Annotated in this window: 17 protein-coding genes; 13 read left to right on the top strand and 4 right to left on the bottom strand. The window is 36.3% G+C overall.

All coding sequences use genetic code 11. From position 1 onward, the window contains the following. Window positions 1-5: 5 nt before the first annotated feature. Window positions 6-1,019, bottom strand: a complete 1,014-nt coding sequence (locus JHK64_RS03975; RefSeq protein ID WP_199567713.1) for an NAD(P)H-dependent glycerol-3-phosphate dehydrogenase — start codon at window positions 1,017-1,019, stop codon at window positions 6-8. 218 nt (window positions 1,020-1,237) lie between these two features. Here JHK64_RS03975 and JHK64_RS03980 point away from each other — a divergent pair, with 218 nt between their 5' ends. The 8 genes from JHK64_RS03980 to gltX all read left to right on the top strand — a co-directional run bounded on the left by JHK64_RS03980 (window position 1,238) and on the right by gltX (window position 10,797). Continuing rightward, window positions 1,238-2,263, top strand: coding sequence for a YeiH family protein (locus JHK64_RS03980; RefSeq protein ID WP_199567714.1), 1,026 nt, complete (start codon window positions 1,238-1,240; stop codon window positions 2,261-2,263). 194 nt (window positions 2,264-2,457) lie between these two features. After that, complete coding sequence (locus tag JHK64_RS03985; RefSeq protein WP_199567715.1) at window positions 2,458-4,170, top strand: ABC transporter ATP-binding protein; 1,713 nt, start codon at window positions 2,458-2,460, stop codon at window positions 4,168-4,170. After that, a complete protein-coding gene (locus JHK64_RS03990; RefSeq protein ID WP_199567716.1) occupies window positions 4,167-5,963 on the top strand; it encodes an ABC transporter ATP-binding protein in 1,797 nt (598 codons plus the stop codon). The genes JHK64_RS03985 and JHK64_RS03990 overlap by 4 nt, the downstream gene beginning before the upstream one ends. A 118-nt stretch (window positions 5,964-6,081) precedes the next feature. Continuing rightward, window positions 6,082-6,528, top strand: coding sequence for a dUTP diphosphatase (locus tag JHK64_RS03995; RefSeq protein WP_199567717.1), 447 nt, complete (start codon window positions 6,082-6,084; stop codon window positions 6,526-6,528). Window positions 6,529-6,530: 2 nt separating this feature from the next. After that, the gene (radA, locus tag JHK64_RS04000; protein WP_199567718.1) at window positions 6,531-7,895 is read left to right on the top strand and encodes a DNA repair protein RadA; all 1,365 of its coding nucleotides are present in this window, start codon (window positions 6,531-6,533) and stop codon (window positions 7,893-7,895) included. A gap of 59 nt (window positions 7,896-7,954) precedes the next feature. After that, window positions 7,955-8,449 carry a beta-class carbonic anhydrase gene (locus JHK64_RS04005; RefSeq protein WP_199567719.1) on the top strand — a complete coding sequence of 165 codons (495 nt, stop codon included), beginning with the start codon at window positions 7,955-7,957 and terminating at the stop codon, window positions 8,447-8,449. A gap of 59 nt (window positions 8,450-8,508) precedes the next feature. Beyond that, the gene (locus JHK64_RS04010) at window positions 8,509-9,219 is read left to right on the top strand and encodes a TIGR00266 family protein (protein WP_199567720.1); all 711 of its coding nucleotides are present in this window, start codon (window positions 8,509-8,511) and stop codon (window positions 9,217-9,219) included. A 111-nt stretch (window positions 9,220-9,330) separates the two neighbouring features. Next, window positions 9,331-10,797 (top strand): glutamate--tRNA ligase, encoded by a 1,467-nt coding sequence (gene gltX, locus JHK64_RS04015; RefSeq protein WP_199567721.1) that lies wholly within the window; start codon window positions 9,331-9,333, stop codon window positions 10,795-10,797. Between the two features lie 12 nt (window positions 10,798-10,809). On the opposite strand, the gene JHK64_RS04020 is transcribed toward gltX, so the two are convergent. Beyond that, entirely contained in the window at window positions 10,810-11,181 is a 372-nt protein-coding gene (locus JHK64_RS04020; RefSeq protein WP_199567722.1) for a MerR family transcriptional regulator, read from the bottom strand. 64 nt (window positions 11,182-11,245) lie between these two features. Between JHK64_RS04020 and JHK64_RS04025 the strand changes: the two genes are divergently transcribed. From JHK64_RS04025 to JHK64_RS04045, 5 genes are all read left to right on the top strand, one after another. Next, a complete protein-coding gene (locus JHK64_RS04025; protein WP_199567723.1) occupies window positions 11,246-11,557 on the top strand; it encodes a hypothetical protein in 312 nt (103 codons plus the stop codon). A gap of 264 nt (window positions 11,558-11,821) precedes the next feature. Next, window positions 11,822-12,163, top strand: a complete 342-nt coding sequence (gene rnpA / locus JHK64_RS04030) for a ribonuclease P protein component (RefSeq protein ID WP_199567838.1) — start codon at window positions 11,822-11,824, stop codon at window positions 12,161-12,163. Between the two features lie 3 nt (window positions 12,164-12,166). Then, window positions 12,167-12,982: a YidC/Oxa1 family membrane protein insertase gene (locus JHK64_RS04035; protein ID WP_199567724.1), complete on the top strand. Its 816-nt coding sequence runs from the start codon at window positions 12,167-12,169 to the stop codon at window positions 12,980-12,982. 10 nt (window positions 12,983-12,992) lie between these two features. Further along, entirely contained in the window at window positions 12,993-13,916 is a 924-nt protein-coding gene (jag, locus tag JHK64_RS04040; RefSeq protein WP_199567725.1) for an RNA-binding cell elongation regulator Jag/EloR, read from the top strand. A 136-nt stretch (window positions 13,917-14,052) separates the two neighbouring features. Then, entirely contained in the window at window positions 14,053-14,955 is a 903-nt protein-coding gene (locus JHK64_RS04045) for an SPFH domain-containing protein (protein WP_199567726.1), read from the top strand. A 58-nt stretch (window positions 14,956-15,013) separates the two neighbouring features. Here the strand turns inward: JHK64_RS04045 and JHK64_RS04050 are convergent, their stop codons facing one another. Together JHK64_RS04050 and JHK64_RS04055 are read right to left on the bottom strand one after the other, a co-directional pair. Beyond that, window positions 15,014-15,754 carry an amino acid ABC transporter ATP-binding protein gene (locus tag JHK64_RS04050; RefSeq protein WP_199567727.1) on the bottom strand — a complete coding sequence of 247 codons (741 nt, stop codon included), beginning with the start codon at window positions 15,752-15,754 and terminating at the stop codon, window positions 15,014-15,016. Further along, a complete protein-coding gene (locus JHK64_RS04055; protein WP_199567728.1) occupies window positions 15,747-17,321 on the bottom strand; it encodes an ABC transporter substrate-binding protein/permease in 1,575 nt (524 codons plus the stop codon). Before JHK64_RS04055 ends, JHK64_RS04050 begins: the two co-directional genes overlap by 8 nt. Window positions 17,322-17,411 lie beyond the last annotated feature (90 nt).

Here is a 17,411-nt window from a genome sequence, read left to right on the forward strand (position 1 = left end):
TTTGGTTACCATTCGTTTTCAGCTCTCATTTCTTTGGACATGATATCAAGAATGCTTTCTTTGATATCAGCTCCTTCATAGATAGAGCGGTAAATAGCAGTTGTAATTGGCATATAAACATCTAATTCATTAGCTAATTCGTAGGCAACTTTAGTGGTTGAAATACCTTCAATGACCATACCCATATTTTTTTCAATATCTTCTAGTTTTTCACCTTTACCTAAGGCATGTCCAGCACGCCAGTTTCTAGAGTGGATAGATGTTCCTGTAACAATCAAATCACCAACGCCAGATAAACCACTATAAGTGTGAGGATTGGCACCCATTTTAACTCCTAGACGCGTAATTTCAGCCAACCCGCGAGTAATGATAGCTGCTTTGGCATTGTCACCATAGCCTAATCCCTTTAAGGCGCCAGCACCAACGGCAATAATATTCTTAAGAGCGCCAGCTGTTTCAACACCAATGACATCTGTGTTAGTATAAAGTCTAAAATAGTGATTACTAAAGATTGTTTGAGCATATTGAGCCGCCTTTAAATCTTTTGAAGCGGCTGTAATAAGAGTAATATCTCTAACTATAGTCTCTTCTGCATGACTTGGTCCTGAGATAACAACGATATCACTTCTTAGATTTTCTGGAATTTCTTCTTCTAAAATGACAGATAAGCGTTCATGAGTTTCTGGTTCCAATCCTTTAGAAGCATGCATCATCACAACTTTGTGTTTTAAAACATTAGCCACTTGTTTAGCGACTAATCGTGTTACCTTAGTCGGAACAACAAAAACAATGCCGTCAACATCTTTTAAAGCCTGTTCAAGATCAGTATAAGCTTTGATGTTTGCATCTAAGACAATATCTTTAAAATAGTGTAGATTCGTGTGATTGATGTTTATTTCTTCAATTTGTTCAGGAACATTACCCCAAAGTCTCACTTCATGTCCATTATCATTAAGCACTTGAGATAATGCTGTTCCCCATGATCCTGGTCCCAAGACAGCAATTTTTTGTTTAGTCATTTTTTCTCTCCTCTATTAAAACAGGTGATTTTATTATTTTCATTATATCAAATTATTATAAAAAAGTCTTAATAGCTCGCCCAAAATGAGTTTTCAAAGGGAGAAGTTGTTTAGTAAGTTTACAATAGCCAAAAACTTTATTATAATGAAACTATTCTTTTTTAAGTAAAGAGTTAAGATTATTTTCGACTCATTTAATAAGGATTAAGGAGATTATTTTGCATAACGTTTCAAAAAGAATACCCGGTATCTTATTATGTCTTGTTATGGCTAGTGTCGCTTCGTTTTTAGGAGGGTTAGCGCCTCTTGTTGGTGCTCCAGTCTTTGCCATTTTTATCGGGATGATTTTAAACATCTTATATCAACCATCTGATAATATCCAAATTGGTGTCAGATATACGTCCAAATTTATTCTTCAATTGGCTGTTATTCTGTTGGGATTTGGATTGAATTTATCTCAAGTTTTAGCCGTTGGAAAAAGTTCACTCCCGATTATTCTTTCTACGATAACCACTTCTTTAGTCATTGCCTTTTTGTTACAAAAAGCCTTAAAACTAGATGTTAACACAGCTACCCTGGTAGGTGTTGGCTCATCTATTTGTGGAGGCTCTGCTATTGCAGCGACAGCACCTGTTATAGAAGCAGATGATCACGATATAGCACAAGCCATCTCGGTGATTTTTCTATTTAATATTTTAGCAGCCCTCATTTTCCCAACTTTAGGTGAAATGATTGGCTTATCAAATGATGGGTTTGCCATATTTGCAGGAACAGCTGTTAATGACACCTCTTCAGTAACAGCAACCGCTACAGCTTGGGATGGGATTCATGGTTCAAATACTTTGGACGGGGCCACTGTTGTTAAACTAACAAGAACATTAGCGATTATTCCAATCACCTTATTTTTATCGTTTTATCGTTTGCGTAACAATCAAGCTAACGGTCAAGTTAAACAGCAAGGGCCTAAAATCAGTAAAATCTTTCCTATGTTTATCATTTACTTTATTTTAGCGTCCTTATTAACAACCATTTTGACACAAGTAGGCATTAATCCAAGCATTTTTAATCCTCTTAAACAGTTATCTAAATTCTTTATTGTCATGGCCATGGCAGCAATTGGTCTTAATACACACTTAATCAAATTAATAAAAACGGGTAAACAGGCTATTATTTTAGGAGCTTGTTGTTGGATTGCCATCACCATGGTGAGTTTAGGGATGCAACATCTCTTTCATCTTTGGTAAGTTTTTTAACTCATTACCTATAAAAAAAAGAGGATTTTCTTAGAAGGAGATTCTCTTTTTTTATAGAGTTAGCATAGATTGAAATCATACTGCTTATTAGACTTTTAATAATAATTATTATAGAATGTAAGAAGAATACTAAAACAATCAGTGAGCCAATACTCACTGCTCTTATTTTATATAAAGGAGACAAGATGATATTTAAAGCCATTATGAAATACAAATGGTATGCTTTAGCTTCTGTTATGATGGTTTTAGGAATTGTGACTAACTCTTTATTACAACCTAGGTTTATGAAATCTATTCTCACAGCCTTACTTACAGAAGATTACGATAAAATAACATCTGTTGGTACTATTTTATTGGTCATTGCCTTACTAGGACTATTATCAGGAGTGGTTAATACGATATTGGCAGCCAAGATTGCTCAAGGCGTTTCAGCAGATATAAGAGAAGCTACCTTTCGTAAAATCCAGACATTTTCTTATGCCAATGTCGAGTCATTCAATGCAGGTAATCTAGTGGTTAGAATGACTAACGACGTTAATCAAATTCAAAATTTGATGATGATGATATTTCAAGTCCTCTTAAGAATGCCCTTGATGTTTTTGGGTGCCTTTATTCTTGCTTTAGATACCCTTCCAAGATTATGGTGGATTTTAGTATTAATGGTTGTGATTATTGCAACCATTATGGGAATCATTATGAGTTTAATGGGACCAAGATTTGGTAAATTTCAAAAATTAATGGACAAGATAAATGGCATTGCAAAAGAAAACCTTCGTGGTGCTAGAGTGGTAAAATCATTCGTTCAAGAAGAATCACAATACAATAAATTCAAGGAAAAATCAGATGATCTTCTAGAATTGAATTTGTTTATCGGTTACGGCTTTTCCATTATGCAACCAGCCCTTATGTTTGTTTCTTATATGGCGATTTTTGTGGCTATTTATATGGTATCCACCTTTGTTGAGACTGATCCAGAAGTCATTGGTAGTGTCGCTACTTTTATGACTTATATGATGCAAATCATGTTCACGATTATTATGGTAGGTTTCATGGGGATGCAGGCCAGTCGTGCTTTTGTGTCTATTAAGCGTATCAAAGAAATTTTAGCTACTCAACCAGCCATGACATTTGAAGACGTTGAAGATGTGGACTTATCAGGTAGTGTGGTCTTTGAAGATGTTACCTTTACTTATCCAAAAGACACTAATCCGACTTTGAAAAATGTCAGCTTTGCCATTTCAAAAGGACAAATGGTTGGTATTGTGGGTGCAACCGGCTCAGGAAAATCAACCCTAGCTCAGTTGATTGCTAGATTATTTGATCCTGAAAAAGGTCGTGTCTTAATTGGTGGTCGTGACATTAAAACAATCAATGAAAAAAACTTACGAGAAACAGTATCCATTGTTTTACAAAAAGCGATTTTGTTTAGTGGAACCATTGCCGATAATTTAAGACAAGGAAATCCTTCAGCAGATAATCATGCCCTTGAAAGAGCAGCAAGTATTGCTCAAGCGCAAGAATTTATCGATCGGATGCCTGAGCATTATGAGAGTATGGTTGAAGAAAGAGGGAATAATTTCTCTGGTGGTCAAAAACAAAGAATGAGTATTGCAAGAGGTGTGATTGGTAATCCAAAAGTTCTTATCTTAGATGATTCCACGTCAGCACTTGACGCCAAATCAGAAAAATTGGTGCAAGAAGCTTTAAACAATGAATTAAAAGACACCACAACCATTATGATTGCTCAAAAGATTAGTTCAGTCATTAAGGCCGATCAGATATTCGTTTTAGATAATGGTGTTCTCATTGGTCAAGGGACTCACTCAGAGTTAGTGGCAACTAATGCTATTTATCGCGAAATTTATGAAACACAAAAAGGTCAGGAGGAGAATCAATGAAAACAGCTCGTTTTTTCTGGTATTATTTTAAAAAATACCGTTTATCCTTTCTTCTTATTTTCTTGGCCATTGTTGTTTCAACCTACTTACGCGTACAAGCCCCTATTTTTCTAGGGCAATCCTTAACAGAACTAGGGCAATGGACCCAAGATTATTTTGAAGCAAAAGCAGTTAGCCAAGCGACAGGTCAAGCCTTTGTTGAACCTAGCAAGGCCCCATTTTTATCCGTCATGTGGTACCTCTTTTTAACCTATGTTTTTACAGCGGTTTCCACCTTGATTTACACATTAGTCTTCACGAGAATTGTTGCCTATTCAACTAGTAGTATGAGAAAAGGTCTTTTTGGCAAATTAGAAAAGTTAACCATTGCCTTTTTTGATCAACATAAAGATGGTGATATTTTATCGCGTTTTACCAGTGATTTGGATAACATTCAAAACTCTCTAAATCAAAGCATGACCCAAGTTGTGTCCAATATTGCCTTTTATATCGGTTTGGTTTGGATGATGTATACGCAAAATGTCAAACTTGCTTTAGTGACCATGATGTCAACACCAATTGCTATCATCGTTTTATTTATCATTATTAGAAAAGCCAGAAAATACACTGATCTCCAGCAAGAAGAGGTTAGTCAACTCAATGCTTATATGGATGAAAAAATTTCTGGTCAAAAAGCTATTATTGTTCAAGGCTTACAAGAAGATACTATTAGTGGCTTTACAGAACTCAATGATCGTGTTCGTCGTGCAACCTTTAAAGGAAGATTGTTTGCCGGCTTACTATTTCCTGTGATGAATGGCTTTAGTTTGTTCAATACAGCAACAGTCATTTTTCTTGGGTCAACCATTGTTTTAAATGATGCGAGTCTCACAAGAGCTGCGGCTTTAGGGTTACTAGTGACTTTTGTTCAATACTCACAACAATACTATCAGCCTATCATGCAAGTTTCATCAAGCTGGGCAGAATTACAGTTAGCCTTTACGGGTGCTTCAAGAATTCAAGAAATGTTTGATGAGACTGAAGAAGTGAAGCCCCAAAATGCGCCTCAGTTTACCGAGTTAAAAGAGGAAGTGACGATTAATCATGTGGATTTTGGTTATCTTCCAGGACAAAAAGTCTTATCTGATGTTACCATATCAGCACCTAAAGGGAAGATGATTGCTGTTGTTGGACCAACCGGTTCTGGTAAGACTACCATCATGAACCTGCTTAATCGGTTTTATGATGTCGATGGCGGTTATATCGCTTTTGACGGTAGAGATATTAGAGAATATGATTTAGATAGTCTGAGACAAAATGTCGGTATCGTGCTACAGGAATCCGTCTTATTCAGTGGCACCATTGCTGAAAATATCGCCTTTGGTGTGCCAGATGCCAGTCAAGAAATGATTGAAACAGCAGCGCGTGCTACCCATATCCATGAATTCATTGAAAGTTTGCCGGATAAATACCAAACAATGGTGAGTGATAGTGATAATATTTTTTCAACGGGTCAAAAACAGCTCATTTCAATCGCGAGAACCTTGTTGACAGATCCCCAAGTCCTCATCTTGGATGAAGCAACGTCAAATGTTGATACGGTAACAGAAAGCAAAATTCAAAAAGCGATGGAAACTGTTATTGCTGGACGAACTAGTTTTGTCATTGCTCATCGTCTTAAAACCATCCTAAATGCTGACAACATTATTGTCTTAAAAGACGGTCAAGTTATCGAGCAGGGCAATCATCATCAATTGCTAAAAGAAAAAGGTTTCTACGCTGAACTTTATCACAATCAATTTGTCTTTGAATAATAATCAAAATTAAGAGTTATCTATTTAAGATGACTCTTTTTTGTGGAGGTTAGTCTTGATTTTGCAATTCATTTGCGAATAAATTATAATAAGGTATAGAAAAAAAGGAGACGGTTAAATGACGAGAATAAGAGGTTTTGAACTAGTTAGTAAGTACACAGAAAACACATTATTACCCAAAAGAGAAACAACCCATGCGGCTGGTTATGATTTAAAAGCGGCTGAAAGAATTATTTTAGAGCCAGGAGAGATTAAACTAGTCCCAACAGGTGTCAAAGCTTATATGCAGGCTAATGAAGTGCTTTATCTCTACGATCGCTCTTCTAACCCTCGAAAAAAAGGGCTTGTTCTCATCAACTCTGTCGGTGTGATTGATGGTGACTACTACGGTAATCCTGCTAATGAAGGCCATATTTTTGCTCAGATGAAAAATATCACTGATAAAGAAGTGGTGGTCGAAGTTGGTGAACGGATTGTTCAAGCTGTTTTTGCCCCTTTTTTAATCGCAGATAATGATGAAGCAACCGGACAAAGAACGGGTGGCTTCGGAAGTACAGGAAATTAATTATGGCTAAGAAAAAAACGGTTTATGTTTGCCAAGAATGTGGCTATAATTCACCAAAATACCTCGGGCGTTGCCCCAATTGTTCAGCGTGGTCTTCTTTTGTTGAAGAAACACCAATCACTGACGTCAAAAATGCACGCGTATCCCTAACAGGTGAAAAAAGTCAGCCCATCAAATTAAAAGATGTCACATCAAGCCATTTTTCACGCATTAAAACCGACATGGCTGAATTTAATCGTGTGCTTGGAGGAGGTCTTGTGCCAGGAAGTCTTATTTTGATTGGTGGCGATCCAGGTATCGGGAAATCTACTCTGCTTCTTCAAATATCAACACAACTGGCTCATCAAGGAACAGTCCTTTACGTTTCTGGTGAAGAATCTGCTCAACAAATCAAACTCAGAAGTGAGCGTCTGGGTGACATTGACAACGCTTTTTATGTCTACGCAGAAACTAATATGCAATCTATCCGTGCAGAAATTGAAAAAATTCAACCGGATTTTCTCATTATCGATTCCATTCAAACGATTATGAGCCCAGAAATTTCTAGTGTGCAAGGCTCAGTCAGTCAGGTGAGAGAAGTCACTGCTGAACTCATGCAAATTGCTAAAACCAACAATATTGCGACCTTCATTGTTGGACATGTCACCAAAGAGGGCACCTTAGCTGGTCCAAGATTGTTGGAACACATGGTTGATACAGTTCTTTATTTTGAAGGGGAAAGACAACACACCTTTAGAATCTTACGAGCTGTCAAAAATCGGTTTGGTTCAACCAATGAGATTGGTATTTTTGAAATGCAGTCTGTCGGTTTAGTAGAGGTGTTAAATCCCAGTCAAGTCTTTTTAGAGGAGCGATTGGATGGCGCGACAGGTTCAGCTATTGTCGTGACAATGGAAGGAACAAGACCCATTTTAGCAGAGGTGCAAGCCCTCGTGACGCCAACAGTATTTGGGAATGCCAAGCGAACGACAACAGGTCTTGATTTTAACCGAGCAAGTCTCATTATGGCAGTCTTAGAAAAACGCTGTGGCATGCTTCTACAAAATCAGGATGCCTATCTCAAATCAGCTGGCGGTGTCAAATTGGATGAGCCTGCCATTGATTTAGCCGTGGCAATTGCTATTGCTTCAAGTTATAAAGACAAACCAACCAACCCTCAAGACTGTTTTGTGGGAGAGATCGGCCTAACTGGTGAAATTAGAAGAGTCAATCGCCTCGATCAACGTATCAATGAAGCCAGTAAATTAGGTTTTACCAAGATTTATGTGCCAAAAACGGCCTTAGCGGGTATAGAAATTCCTAAAAATATAGAAGTGATTGGCGTGTCAACAGTAAGTGATGTCTTACAAAAAGTATTTGGTCGCTAAAAGTCAGATTTATGATTAAAATCAGTTTGATGTGCCTAGAGAAATGAAAAGGAGAACAAATGTCTTATTTTAAAAAATTTATGGAGGCAAACGAAGCTTATGTCAATCTCCACGGAACTGCCCATCTTCCTTTACCACCAAAAACCAAGGTTGCTATTATCACTTGTATGGATTCACGCTTACACGTGGCTCAAGCGCTAGGCTTAGCCTTAGGTGATGCTCATATTTTGAGAAATGCAGGAGGCCGAGTGACACCAGACATGATTCGCTCCCTAACCATATCTCAGCAATTGTTAGGAACAAGAGAAATTGTTGTTCTCCATCACACAGATTGTGGTGCCCAGACCTTTACTAACGATAGTTTCAAGCAACAACTCAAAAAAGACTTAGCTGTTGATGTCTCAAATTATGATTTTCTACCTTTTAAGGATCTTGAAGAGAGTGTCAGAGAAGACGTTGCCATTTTGAAAGAGTCACCCCTTATTCCAGACGATGTCATGATTTCTGGTGCTATCTACGATGTTGATACGGGTCGTATGCTAGAAATAAAATAAGGAGTGTTTAAACTATCTAATATCTTATATTATTAATGACACAAAGAAAGGATAATATCATGATTGATAATCGTATGTCATACACTATTAGCGAAGCGTCACAATTTCCTTTAGTTGAAATAAAGCTTGATCAAGGAGAACAAGTCTATATTCAACAAGGATCAATGATTTACCACACGCCCAATGTTGTTCTAAAAACCAGATTAAACAGTAAAGGCTCTGGTTTAGGAAAACTTGTGGGAGCCATCGGTCGTTCAGTGGTTTCAGGGGAGTCAGCTTTTATCACAGAAGCTGTTGCAGAATCAAACGATGGTAAACTCGCCTTAGCACCAGCTACACCTGGTGAAGTCATTCCTTTAGAGATTGGTGCTAAACAATACCGTTTAAATGATGGTGCCTTTTTAGCACTTGATGGTTCTGCATCTTATACTATGGAACGTCAAAGTGTGGGACGTGCTCTTTTGGGAGGACAAGGTGGCTTTTTCGTCATGACCACACAAGGTGCGGGAACGCTTTTAGCCAATGCTTTTGGTTCCATCAAAAAAATAGCGTTAAGCAATGACACCATAACCATCGACAACGCTCATGTTGTGGCTTGGAGTCAAGAGTTGGACTATGATATTCACCTAGAAAATGGCTTTTTACAATCCATCGGAACAGGAGAAGGAATTGTAAATACTTTTTCTGGTACTGGTGAGATTTATGTGCAGAGTCTTAATATTGAAACCTTTGCTAATGTTTTAAAACGTTATATTCCAACCAAATCATAAGACTGATCAAAACAAGTGGCACAACGTTTTCAATAAATCTAGATTTGTGAGATAAAGAAGTATTAGACTTGTGATATAATAAAATGATTGAAATAGGATAGGAGAATGACTTTGACTAACAAGATTCGTGTGCGCTATGCACCAAGTCCAACAGGACTACTACATATTGGTAATGCTCGTACGGCATTATTTAACTATTTATACGCTCGCCACCACGGTGGAGACTTTATCATTCGTATTGAAGATACTGACCGTAAACGTCATGTGGAAGATGGCGAACGTTCGCAACTGGACAATTTAAAATGGCTTGGTATTGACTGGGATGAAAGTCCTATCAATCCTAATGCGGCTTATGGGCCATATCGCCAATCAGAACGTCTTGACATTTATCAAAAATACATTGATGAATTGCTAGAAAAAGGCCTTGCCTACAAATCTTATGTCACAGAAGAAGAATTAGCTGCTGAGCGTGAACGCCAAGAAGCAGCCGGTGAAACACCTCGTTACATCAATGAATTTCTAGGAATGAACGACGAAGAAAAAGAAGCTTATATTGCCGATAGAATTGCTAAAGGGATTGTACCAACGGTTCGTCTAGCGGTTAATGAAGAAGGCATCTATCAATGGCAAGATATGGTTAAAGGTGAGATTAGTTTTGAAGGGGCAAATATCGGTGGGGACTGGGTTATCCAGAAAAAAGATGGCTACCCAACTTATAACTTTGCTGTTGTTATTGATGATCACCTAATGGCGATTAGCCATGTCATTCGTGGTGATGACCATATCGCGAATACTCCAAAACAACTCATGGTCTATGAAGCACTTGGCTGGCAGGCGCCAGAATTTGGTCACATGACCCTCATCATCAATAGTGAGACAGGCAAAAAACTCTCAAAACGTGACACCAACACCCTACAATTCATTGAAGACTACCGTCAAAAAGGCTATCTCCCAGAAGCTGTCTTTAACTTTATTGCACTTCTCGGCTGGAACCCTGGTGGTGAAGAAGAAATTTTTTCACGTGAAGAGTTAATTAAACTGTTTGATGAAAATCGTTTGAGTAAATCACCAGCAGCCTTTGATCAAAAGAAATTGGATTGGATGAGTAACGACTATATTAAAAATGCCAAAGCCGATACCATTTATGAGCTAGCGAAACCATTTTTAGAAAAAGCAGGTCGCCTTAATGAGAAATCAAAAGACTTGATTGCTCTTTATCAACCGCAACTGGTCTCTATTGATGCAATTGTCTCTTTGACAGATTTATTTTTTTCTGATTTTCCTGAATTGGGAGAAACTGAAAAAGAAGTTTTACAAGGTGATACCGTTCCAACCGTGCTTAAACAGTTTAAAGAAAAGTTAGAAGCTTTGTCAGATGATGACTTTAAGCCAGAAAATATCTTCCCACAAATCAAAGCTGTTCAAAAAGAGACTGGTATAAAAGGAAAAAACCTCTTTATGCCAATTCGTATCGCTGTCTCAGGAGAAATGCATGGTCCTGATCTACCAAATACTATTTATTTGCTTGGTAGAGAACAATCGATTGAACATATTAACAATATTTTAAAAACCTTGTAAGCAAAAAATCTATCAGTTTTCTGATAGATTTTTTAAATTTTTTTCAACCTGTTTTAAGAGATCTTCTAATCGTTTTTTTTGATAGTTAACGTGCTCAAGTTCCTTTTCTCTATTTTCAATCTCTTCAAGTAAAACGGCCTTATTTTCCTCTAATTGTTCTTTAGAACCACACTTTGTATCGTGTAACCACTTGATTCGAAGAATTGATTTGATTGAAAAACCAAGATCACGTAAGGCAATAATATTTTCGAGGTCTTCACAATCTTTTTTTGACCAATCATAGTGAGCTTCTTTTTTCTCGGGAGAAACTAATCCTTTTTCAATATAAAATCGCAAGGTATCTCGCGTCGTTTGATATTTTTTAGCAACAGTTCCTGTTTTCATGATAAACCTCTTGACAGGGGCTAAGCCCCTCTTTGTATAATGGTAAAAAAGAAAGGAGACAAGGATGTTATCACTTGTTTTACCATTAGTTTATTTGTTCTTAATGCTTTTAGCCATTATAAAAAGTTATCAAAAAATGCCTTTATGGCTTTTGTTGCTTAATATTATACCAATTGTATTGGTGATTGCAAGCTTCTCTATTTTTTTACTAGGATTTTTTTCTGTAATAAACTTGCACTATATCATAATCGGCAGCTTAATAGCCTTTTTAATCATCAGACCAATCAATGGTCAGCTGATTTATCAAGAGGTTCACCTTTTTCATTTAGTTATTCATGGTTTAATAACAGTAATATTTGTGATTGTTTTACTATAGAGCAAATGATTTCTTAATCATTTGCTCTATTTAATTAAATCTTTTGTTTCATCTACAATTATTTTTTGTTTGGAAAATCAATTAGGAATTGTTTGTTTCCAAGGTATTGAGGGGAGTGACATTGTTTTTATAGGAGTGTCATGGTATAATATAGTCTTGTGAGATTAATAAACAAGACATCTCGTTGGTAAGACAAATGACTAGATGACTAGAGTTATTATTTTGTGGTATAATAATAGTAATTTAGATATTTGGAGTCGTGTTTTGAAGAAAACCCATCGTGTAAAAAGTGATAAAGATTTTAAAGCTATTTTTGATTACGGCAAAAGTGCTGCTAATCGCCATTTTGTTTTATATTATTTAGATAAGAATTATCCTCATTATCGAGTAGGATTATCAGTTAGTAAAAAACTTGGTAATGCTGTTGTAAGAAATAATATTAAACGAAAAATACGCCATGCTTTTATGGAACTATCACAAGATATTGATCACAAAGACTATGTGATTATTGCACGTAAAGGTGTTGAAAATCTTGACTATCAAGCTATTAAAAAAAATATGATTCATGTGTTTAGCATAGCTAAATGTTATTCAAAGAAAGGTTGACCATTGAAAAAGAAAATTAAGTTATCACTATTAGTTATTGTTTCTCTTGTTGTTTTGACAGCTTGTGGAACTAGTGAAATAGCTGCCAATTCAGACGGTTTATGGGATAAGTTTGTTTATTTCTTTGCAGAAATGATACAGATTTTATCATTTAATGAACGCACGGGTATTGGGATTATCCTCTTTACTTTGGTAATTAGAACGATTCTTTTGCCAGTTTACAACATGCAAATGAAATCTAGCCAAAAGATGCAGGAAATCCAACCGAAGTTAAAAGAATTACAAAAACAATATCCAGGAAAAGACACGGATAGTCGGATGCTTCTTGCGGAAGCTACACAGCAACTTTATAAGGACAATAACGTCAATCCTTATTCTAGTTTGCTACCACTATTTATTCAGATGCCCCTTCTTTTAGCCCTTTATCAAGCCCTTTCTCGAGTTGCCTTTTTAAAAACTGGAACTTTTTTATGGCTTGAAATCGCCAATCCTGACCCTTATTTTGTTTTGCCGGTATTGGCTGCTATTTTCACCTTCTTATCAACATGGTTGAGTAATAAGGGTATCAGAGAGAAAAATGGTGTTTTAACGGCTATGATGTACATCATGCCAATCATGATTTTAGTTATTGGTATTAATATGGCAAGTGGTGTAGCCCTTTACTGGACGATATCAAATGCTTATCAAGTTTTCCAAACGTTAATTTTTAATAATCCTTTCAAGAAAATAGCTGAGTATGAACGTATGGAGAGAGAAGAAAAGGAAAAACAAGCTAAGATAAGACGTGCCAAGAAAAAAGCACAAAAAAAGAGAAAATAAGGAGACGACTATGGTTTTATTCACAGGAAAAACTGTTGAAGAGGCTATCGAAAATGGCCTAAAAGAACTTAATATTTCGCGACTAAAAGCCCACATAAAAGTTGTATCTCGTGAAAAAAAGGGGTTTCTAGGATTTGGTAGAAAGCCTGCACAGGTTGAAATAGAAAACATCAGTGAAAACATTATTAATAAAGCTGATAGGAAAGCTGTTAGAGGGGTTCCTGATGAAATCAATCGTCAAAACGCACCTGTTAAATCTAGTTTAGAAGATACCGTGGAACTTGGAAAAGTGACTAGTATTATTAGAGAATTGGAAGAAAAAGGAGAACGGATTGACGATAGTGTTAAGGAACAATTACTAGAAAGCAAGAAATCTCCTCAAACAATTTTACAAGAAACGGGTCATATCAACGTTTTAGAAGTATTGAGTGCTGAGGAAAATCAAAAAAATGATAAAAAAGAGACAGAAGCGATTTCTATTGAGGAAGCGAGCAAAGATGTCTCAAACTACATTTCTAAAATTATCTATGAAATGGATTTGGAAGCAACTATTGATATTACCCATAATAATCGTCAAATCAATTTAAAAATTGATACGCCAGATCCAGGTAGAGTGATTGGTTATCATGGTAAAGTGTTGAAATCATTACAATTGTTAGCGCAAAATTATCTCCATGATCACTATTCAAAAACATTCTCAGTTACTGTTAATGTTCATGATTATGTCGAACATAGAACCAAAACCCTAATTGATTTTTCTAAGAAGATTGCTAAACGCGTTCTTGAGTCTGGTGAACAATATGAAATGAACCCGATGAGCAATACAGAAAGAAAGATTATTCATAAAACGATTACAGCAATTGAAGGGGTTGATAGTTATTCTGAAGGAAATGATCCCAACCGTTATGTTGTGGTAGCTCCAAGTAATGATTAAGAATAAAAGGATGGTTTTTAGCCATTCTTTTTGCTATCTGAGTGGTCAGAGATTATTATTTTTTTAATTATTAATATACAAGTCTTGCAAAGTGTATGAGAAAACTATATAATTTATGAAAAGGAGGATTATCATTATGTTAATCGTAACATTATTACCGTTTATTTTTATTCTGCTATTAATTTTAGCAGTTGTTATCAGTACCCTCTATGTCGTTAGACAACAGACGGTAGTGATTATAGAACGTTTTGGTAAGTATCTGAAAACGTCATCAAGTGGCATTCATCTTCGTATGCCGTTTGGTATTGATCGATTAGCAGCACGAATTCAACTACGCTTGCTTCAAAGTGATTTAATTGTTGAAACAAAGACACAAGATAATGTATTCGTTACTCTAAATATAGCGACTCAATATCGTGTTAATGAAAATAACGTTATGGATGCTTACTATAAACTCATGCGTCCAGAAGAGCAAATTAAATCTTACATTGAAGACGCCCTACGTTCCTCTGTTCCGAAATTAACACTAGATGAACTTTTTGAGAAAAAAGATGAAATCGCCCTTGAAGTTCAACATCAAGTGGCAGAAGAAATGTCTAGCTATGGTTATATCATTGTTAAAACATTGATTACTAAAGTAGAACCAGATGCTGAAGTTAAGCAATCAATGAATGAAATTAATGCTGCGCAACGTAAACGTGTAGCTGCTCAAGAACTAGCAAATGCTGACAAGATTAAAATTGTTACCGCAGCAGAAGCTGAGGCAGAAAAAGATCGCTTGCATGGTGTTGGTATTGCGCAACAACGTAAAGCCATTGTTGATGGATTAGCAGACTCTATCCAAGAACTAAAAGATGCTAATATCAGCTTAAATGAAGAACAAATCATGTCTATCTTGTTGACCAACCAATACTTAGATACCTTAAATACCTTTGCAGCAAGTGGTAATCAAACGATTTTCTTGCCAAACAATCCAGATGGTGTTGAAGATATCAGAACACAAGTGTTATCAGCCTTAAAAGTGAAAAACCATAACTAATCTCCCCTTTTCAATAGGGGAAAAAGACCACTCAAATGAGTGGTCTTTTTCGTCGTTTTTATTTCAAAAAGCGTTTTAAAAATTCTTTTGTTCTTTCTTCTTTTGGCGTCTCAAAAATTTCTTTGGGACTTCCTTGTTCAGCAATAACACCCTTATCCATAAAGATTACAAGATCAGAAACGTCACGAGCAAAATCCATTTCATGCGTTACAATAATCATCGTTAAACCTAACTTAGCTAAATCTTGCATGGTTTTTAAAACTTCACCAACCATCTCAGGGTCAAGAGCCGATGTTGGTTCATCAAAAAGGATAGCTTCAGGATCAAGCGCAAGGGCTCTTGCAATAGCAACTCTTTGTTTTTGACCACCAGATAATTGTTTTGGTTTAGCGAGCCAATATTGTTCTGTCATTCCAACTTGGTTGAGATTAGTTTTGGCAATTTTTTCGGCTTCACTTTTATCTCTTTTTAAAACCGTTGTTTGAGCAACCATGACATTTTCTAAAACGTTAAGATTGTTAAATAAGTTGAAGGATTGAAAAACCATCCCCAACTTTTCACGATAAGTGGTTAAATCAAATCCTTTTTCAAGAACATTTTTCCCATGATAGAGAATTTCCCCTTCAGTAGGTATTTCAAGGAGATTAATCGATCTAAGAAGAGTCGATTTTCCAGATCCTGAACTACCGATAATCGAGATGACTTGTCCCTTTTTAATCGTTAAGGAAATGTCTTTTAAGACCTGATTTTGCCCGTAAGATTTTTTAAGATGTTTAATGTCAAGTATAGTATCAGTCATGAGTTGTCACCTCCAATTGCATTTGATTAGCGCCCGTTGTGTAGTGATCGGTATCAAGACGTTTTTCAATATAACGCAGAATTCTTGTCACCGTAAAAGTAAGAACAAAGTAGATAATCGCTATCACCGTAAAGGTTTGGAAGTACTGATAGGTCTGAGTAGCCACAGTATTTCCTGAAAAATAGAGTTCAACCACTGAAATAACATTTAAAACGGAAGTGTCTTTAATATTAATGACAAATTCGTTTCCTGTTGCTGGTAAAATATTTCGCATGACCTGAGGAAGAATGATTTTTCTCATGGTTTGCCCATGAGTCATCCCAAGTGCAGTTGCAGCTTCAAATTGCCCCTTATCAATGGAAAAAATACCACCACGAACAATTTCACTCATATAAGCACCGGTATTAATAGAAACAATGAAAATAGCTGCTAGTGTGCGGTCAATTGATAAGCCAAAGGCTTGGGCAGTCCCGTAGTAGATAACCATGGATTGTACAATCATTGGTGTTCCGCGAAAAACTTCAATATAGATATTAATCAGTGCATTAAATGCTTTTTGTAAAACTAAAAGTCCTTTATGGCTTGATTTTGGTGCAGTTTTATAAACACCAATCAAGAGTCCGATACTTGTTCCTAAAATTGTTCCCAAAATGGAAATAAATAAAGTCATCCAAGTCCCTCTTAGAAGTTGTTTCCAGTTGTTTTGAACAATGGCAAGAACTTGACTAATAAAATGAGGTTTCTCAGTACTTTCTTCTTGGATAGGCTGAAGTGCGATAATCTCATCCATCAAAGCAATTTGTTGTTCTATAGAGAAATCTTCTAAAACACTATTGACCTGATCCATAATCGGATCATCTTTTCGAAGACCAATCGCTAAGGCGACATCTGACTCACTAACCTTAAACCCATCACTTAGTTCAATCATTTGAAATTCAGAATCAGCCATTTCAGCTGAAATACCGTCAGGACGTTCAGACACATAAGCATCAATGACACCAGACTTTAGAGCTTGTCTCATTTGTCCAAAATCAGCCATAGCGGTCTGTTTTGAAACATTCGGAATTTGATCAATAAGATCATAAAGATAAACCCCTTGTTGTGAGGTTATTTTAGCCTCTGAAAACTCAGGTAACGTACTGCTATCTGCATAGGGATTATCTTTTTTAACCACTAAAATTGGTTTACTAGTGTAGTAACTGTTTGAAAAATCAATCTCTAATCTTCTTTCCTCGGTAGGACTCATCCCAGCGACAATCATATCAATCTTACCAGAGGTTAGGGCAGGAATAAGACCACTCCAGGAGGTTTTGACAACAATTAATTTTTTACCAAGCTTATCAGCAATTTTTTGAGCAACGTGAACATCATAACCATTAGCAAATTGAGAAGAGCCCTCAATAGGAACAGCCCCATTTTTATTGGTTTCTTGTGTCCAGTTGAAAGGAGCATAAGCAGCTTCCATGCCAACGCGTAAATAGTTATCTGTATCATCAGCTTGGATACTAGTTGCGCCAGCAAATAAAAAAGTGACTGCTGCCAAAATGGTAAATAATATCTTTTTCATATTAACCTCCTGTAAGTATATTGCCTTCCATTCTATCTTAAATAGAGATGTTTGACAATTGACTTGATTGATAAATACGATTTTTAGGGT

Origin of the sequence: Streptococcus zalophi, assembly GCF_016481285.1 — a bacterium.
In the GTDB taxonomy this organism is placed as follows: Bacteria; Bacillota; Bacilli; order Lactobacillales; family Streptococcaceae; genus Streptococcus; species Streptococcus zalophi.

Excerpts from the sequence above, each read along its gene's own strand:
- JHK64_RS03990 (WP_199567716.1), top strand. The coding sequence starts at position 4,167 with ATGAAAACAGCTCGTTTTTTCTGGTATTATTTTAAAAAATACCGTTTA.
- jag (WP_199567725.1), top strand. The coding sequence starts at position 12,993 with ATGGTTTTATTCACAGGAAAAACTGTTGAAGAGGCTATCGAAAATGGC.
- JHK64_RS04055 (WP_199567728.1), bottom strand. The coding sequence starts at position 17,321 with ATGAAAAAGATATTATTTACCATTTTGGCAGCAGTCACTTTTTTATTT.
- JHK64_RS04010 (WP_199567720.1), top strand. The coding sequence starts at position 8,509 with ATGATTGATAATCGTATGTCATACACTATTAGCGAAGCGTCACAATTT.
- radA (WP_199567718.1), top strand. The coding sequence starts at position 6,531 with ATGGCTAAGAAAAAAACGGTTTATGTTTGCCAAGAATGTGGCTATAAT.
- JHK64_RS03995 (WP_199567717.1), top strand. The coding sequence starts at position 6,082 with ATGACGAGAATAAGAGGTTTTGAACTAGTTAGTAAGTACACAGAAAAC.
- JHK64_RS04020 (WP_199567722.1), bottom strand. The coding sequence starts at position 11,181 with ATGAAAACAGGAACTGTTGCTAAAAAATATCAAACGACGCGAGATACC.
- JHK64_RS04005 (WP_199567719.1), top strand. The coding sequence starts at position 7,955 with ATGTCTTATTTTAAAAAATTTATGGAGGCAAACGAAGCTTATGTCAAT.
- JHK64_RS04050 (WP_199567727.1), bottom strand. The coding sequence starts at position 15,754 with ATGACTGATACTATACTTGACATTAAACATCTTAAAAAATCTTACGGG.
- JHK64_RS04025 (WP_199567723.1), top strand. The coding sequence starts at position 11,246 with ATGTTATCACTTGTTTTACCATTAGTTTATTTGTTCTTAATGCTTTTA.
- JHK64_RS04045 (WP_199567726.1), top strand. The coding sequence starts at position 14,053 with ATGTTAATCGTAACATTATTACCGTTTATTTTTATTCTGCTATTAATT.
- JHK64_RS03975 (WP_199567713.1), bottom strand. The coding sequence starts at position 1,019 with ATGACTAAACAAAAAATTGCTGTCTTGGGACCAGGATCATGGGGAACA.
- JHK64_RS03985 (WP_199567715.1), top strand. The coding sequence starts at position 2,458 with ATGATATTTAAAGCCATTATGAAATACAAATGGTATGCTTTAGCTTCT.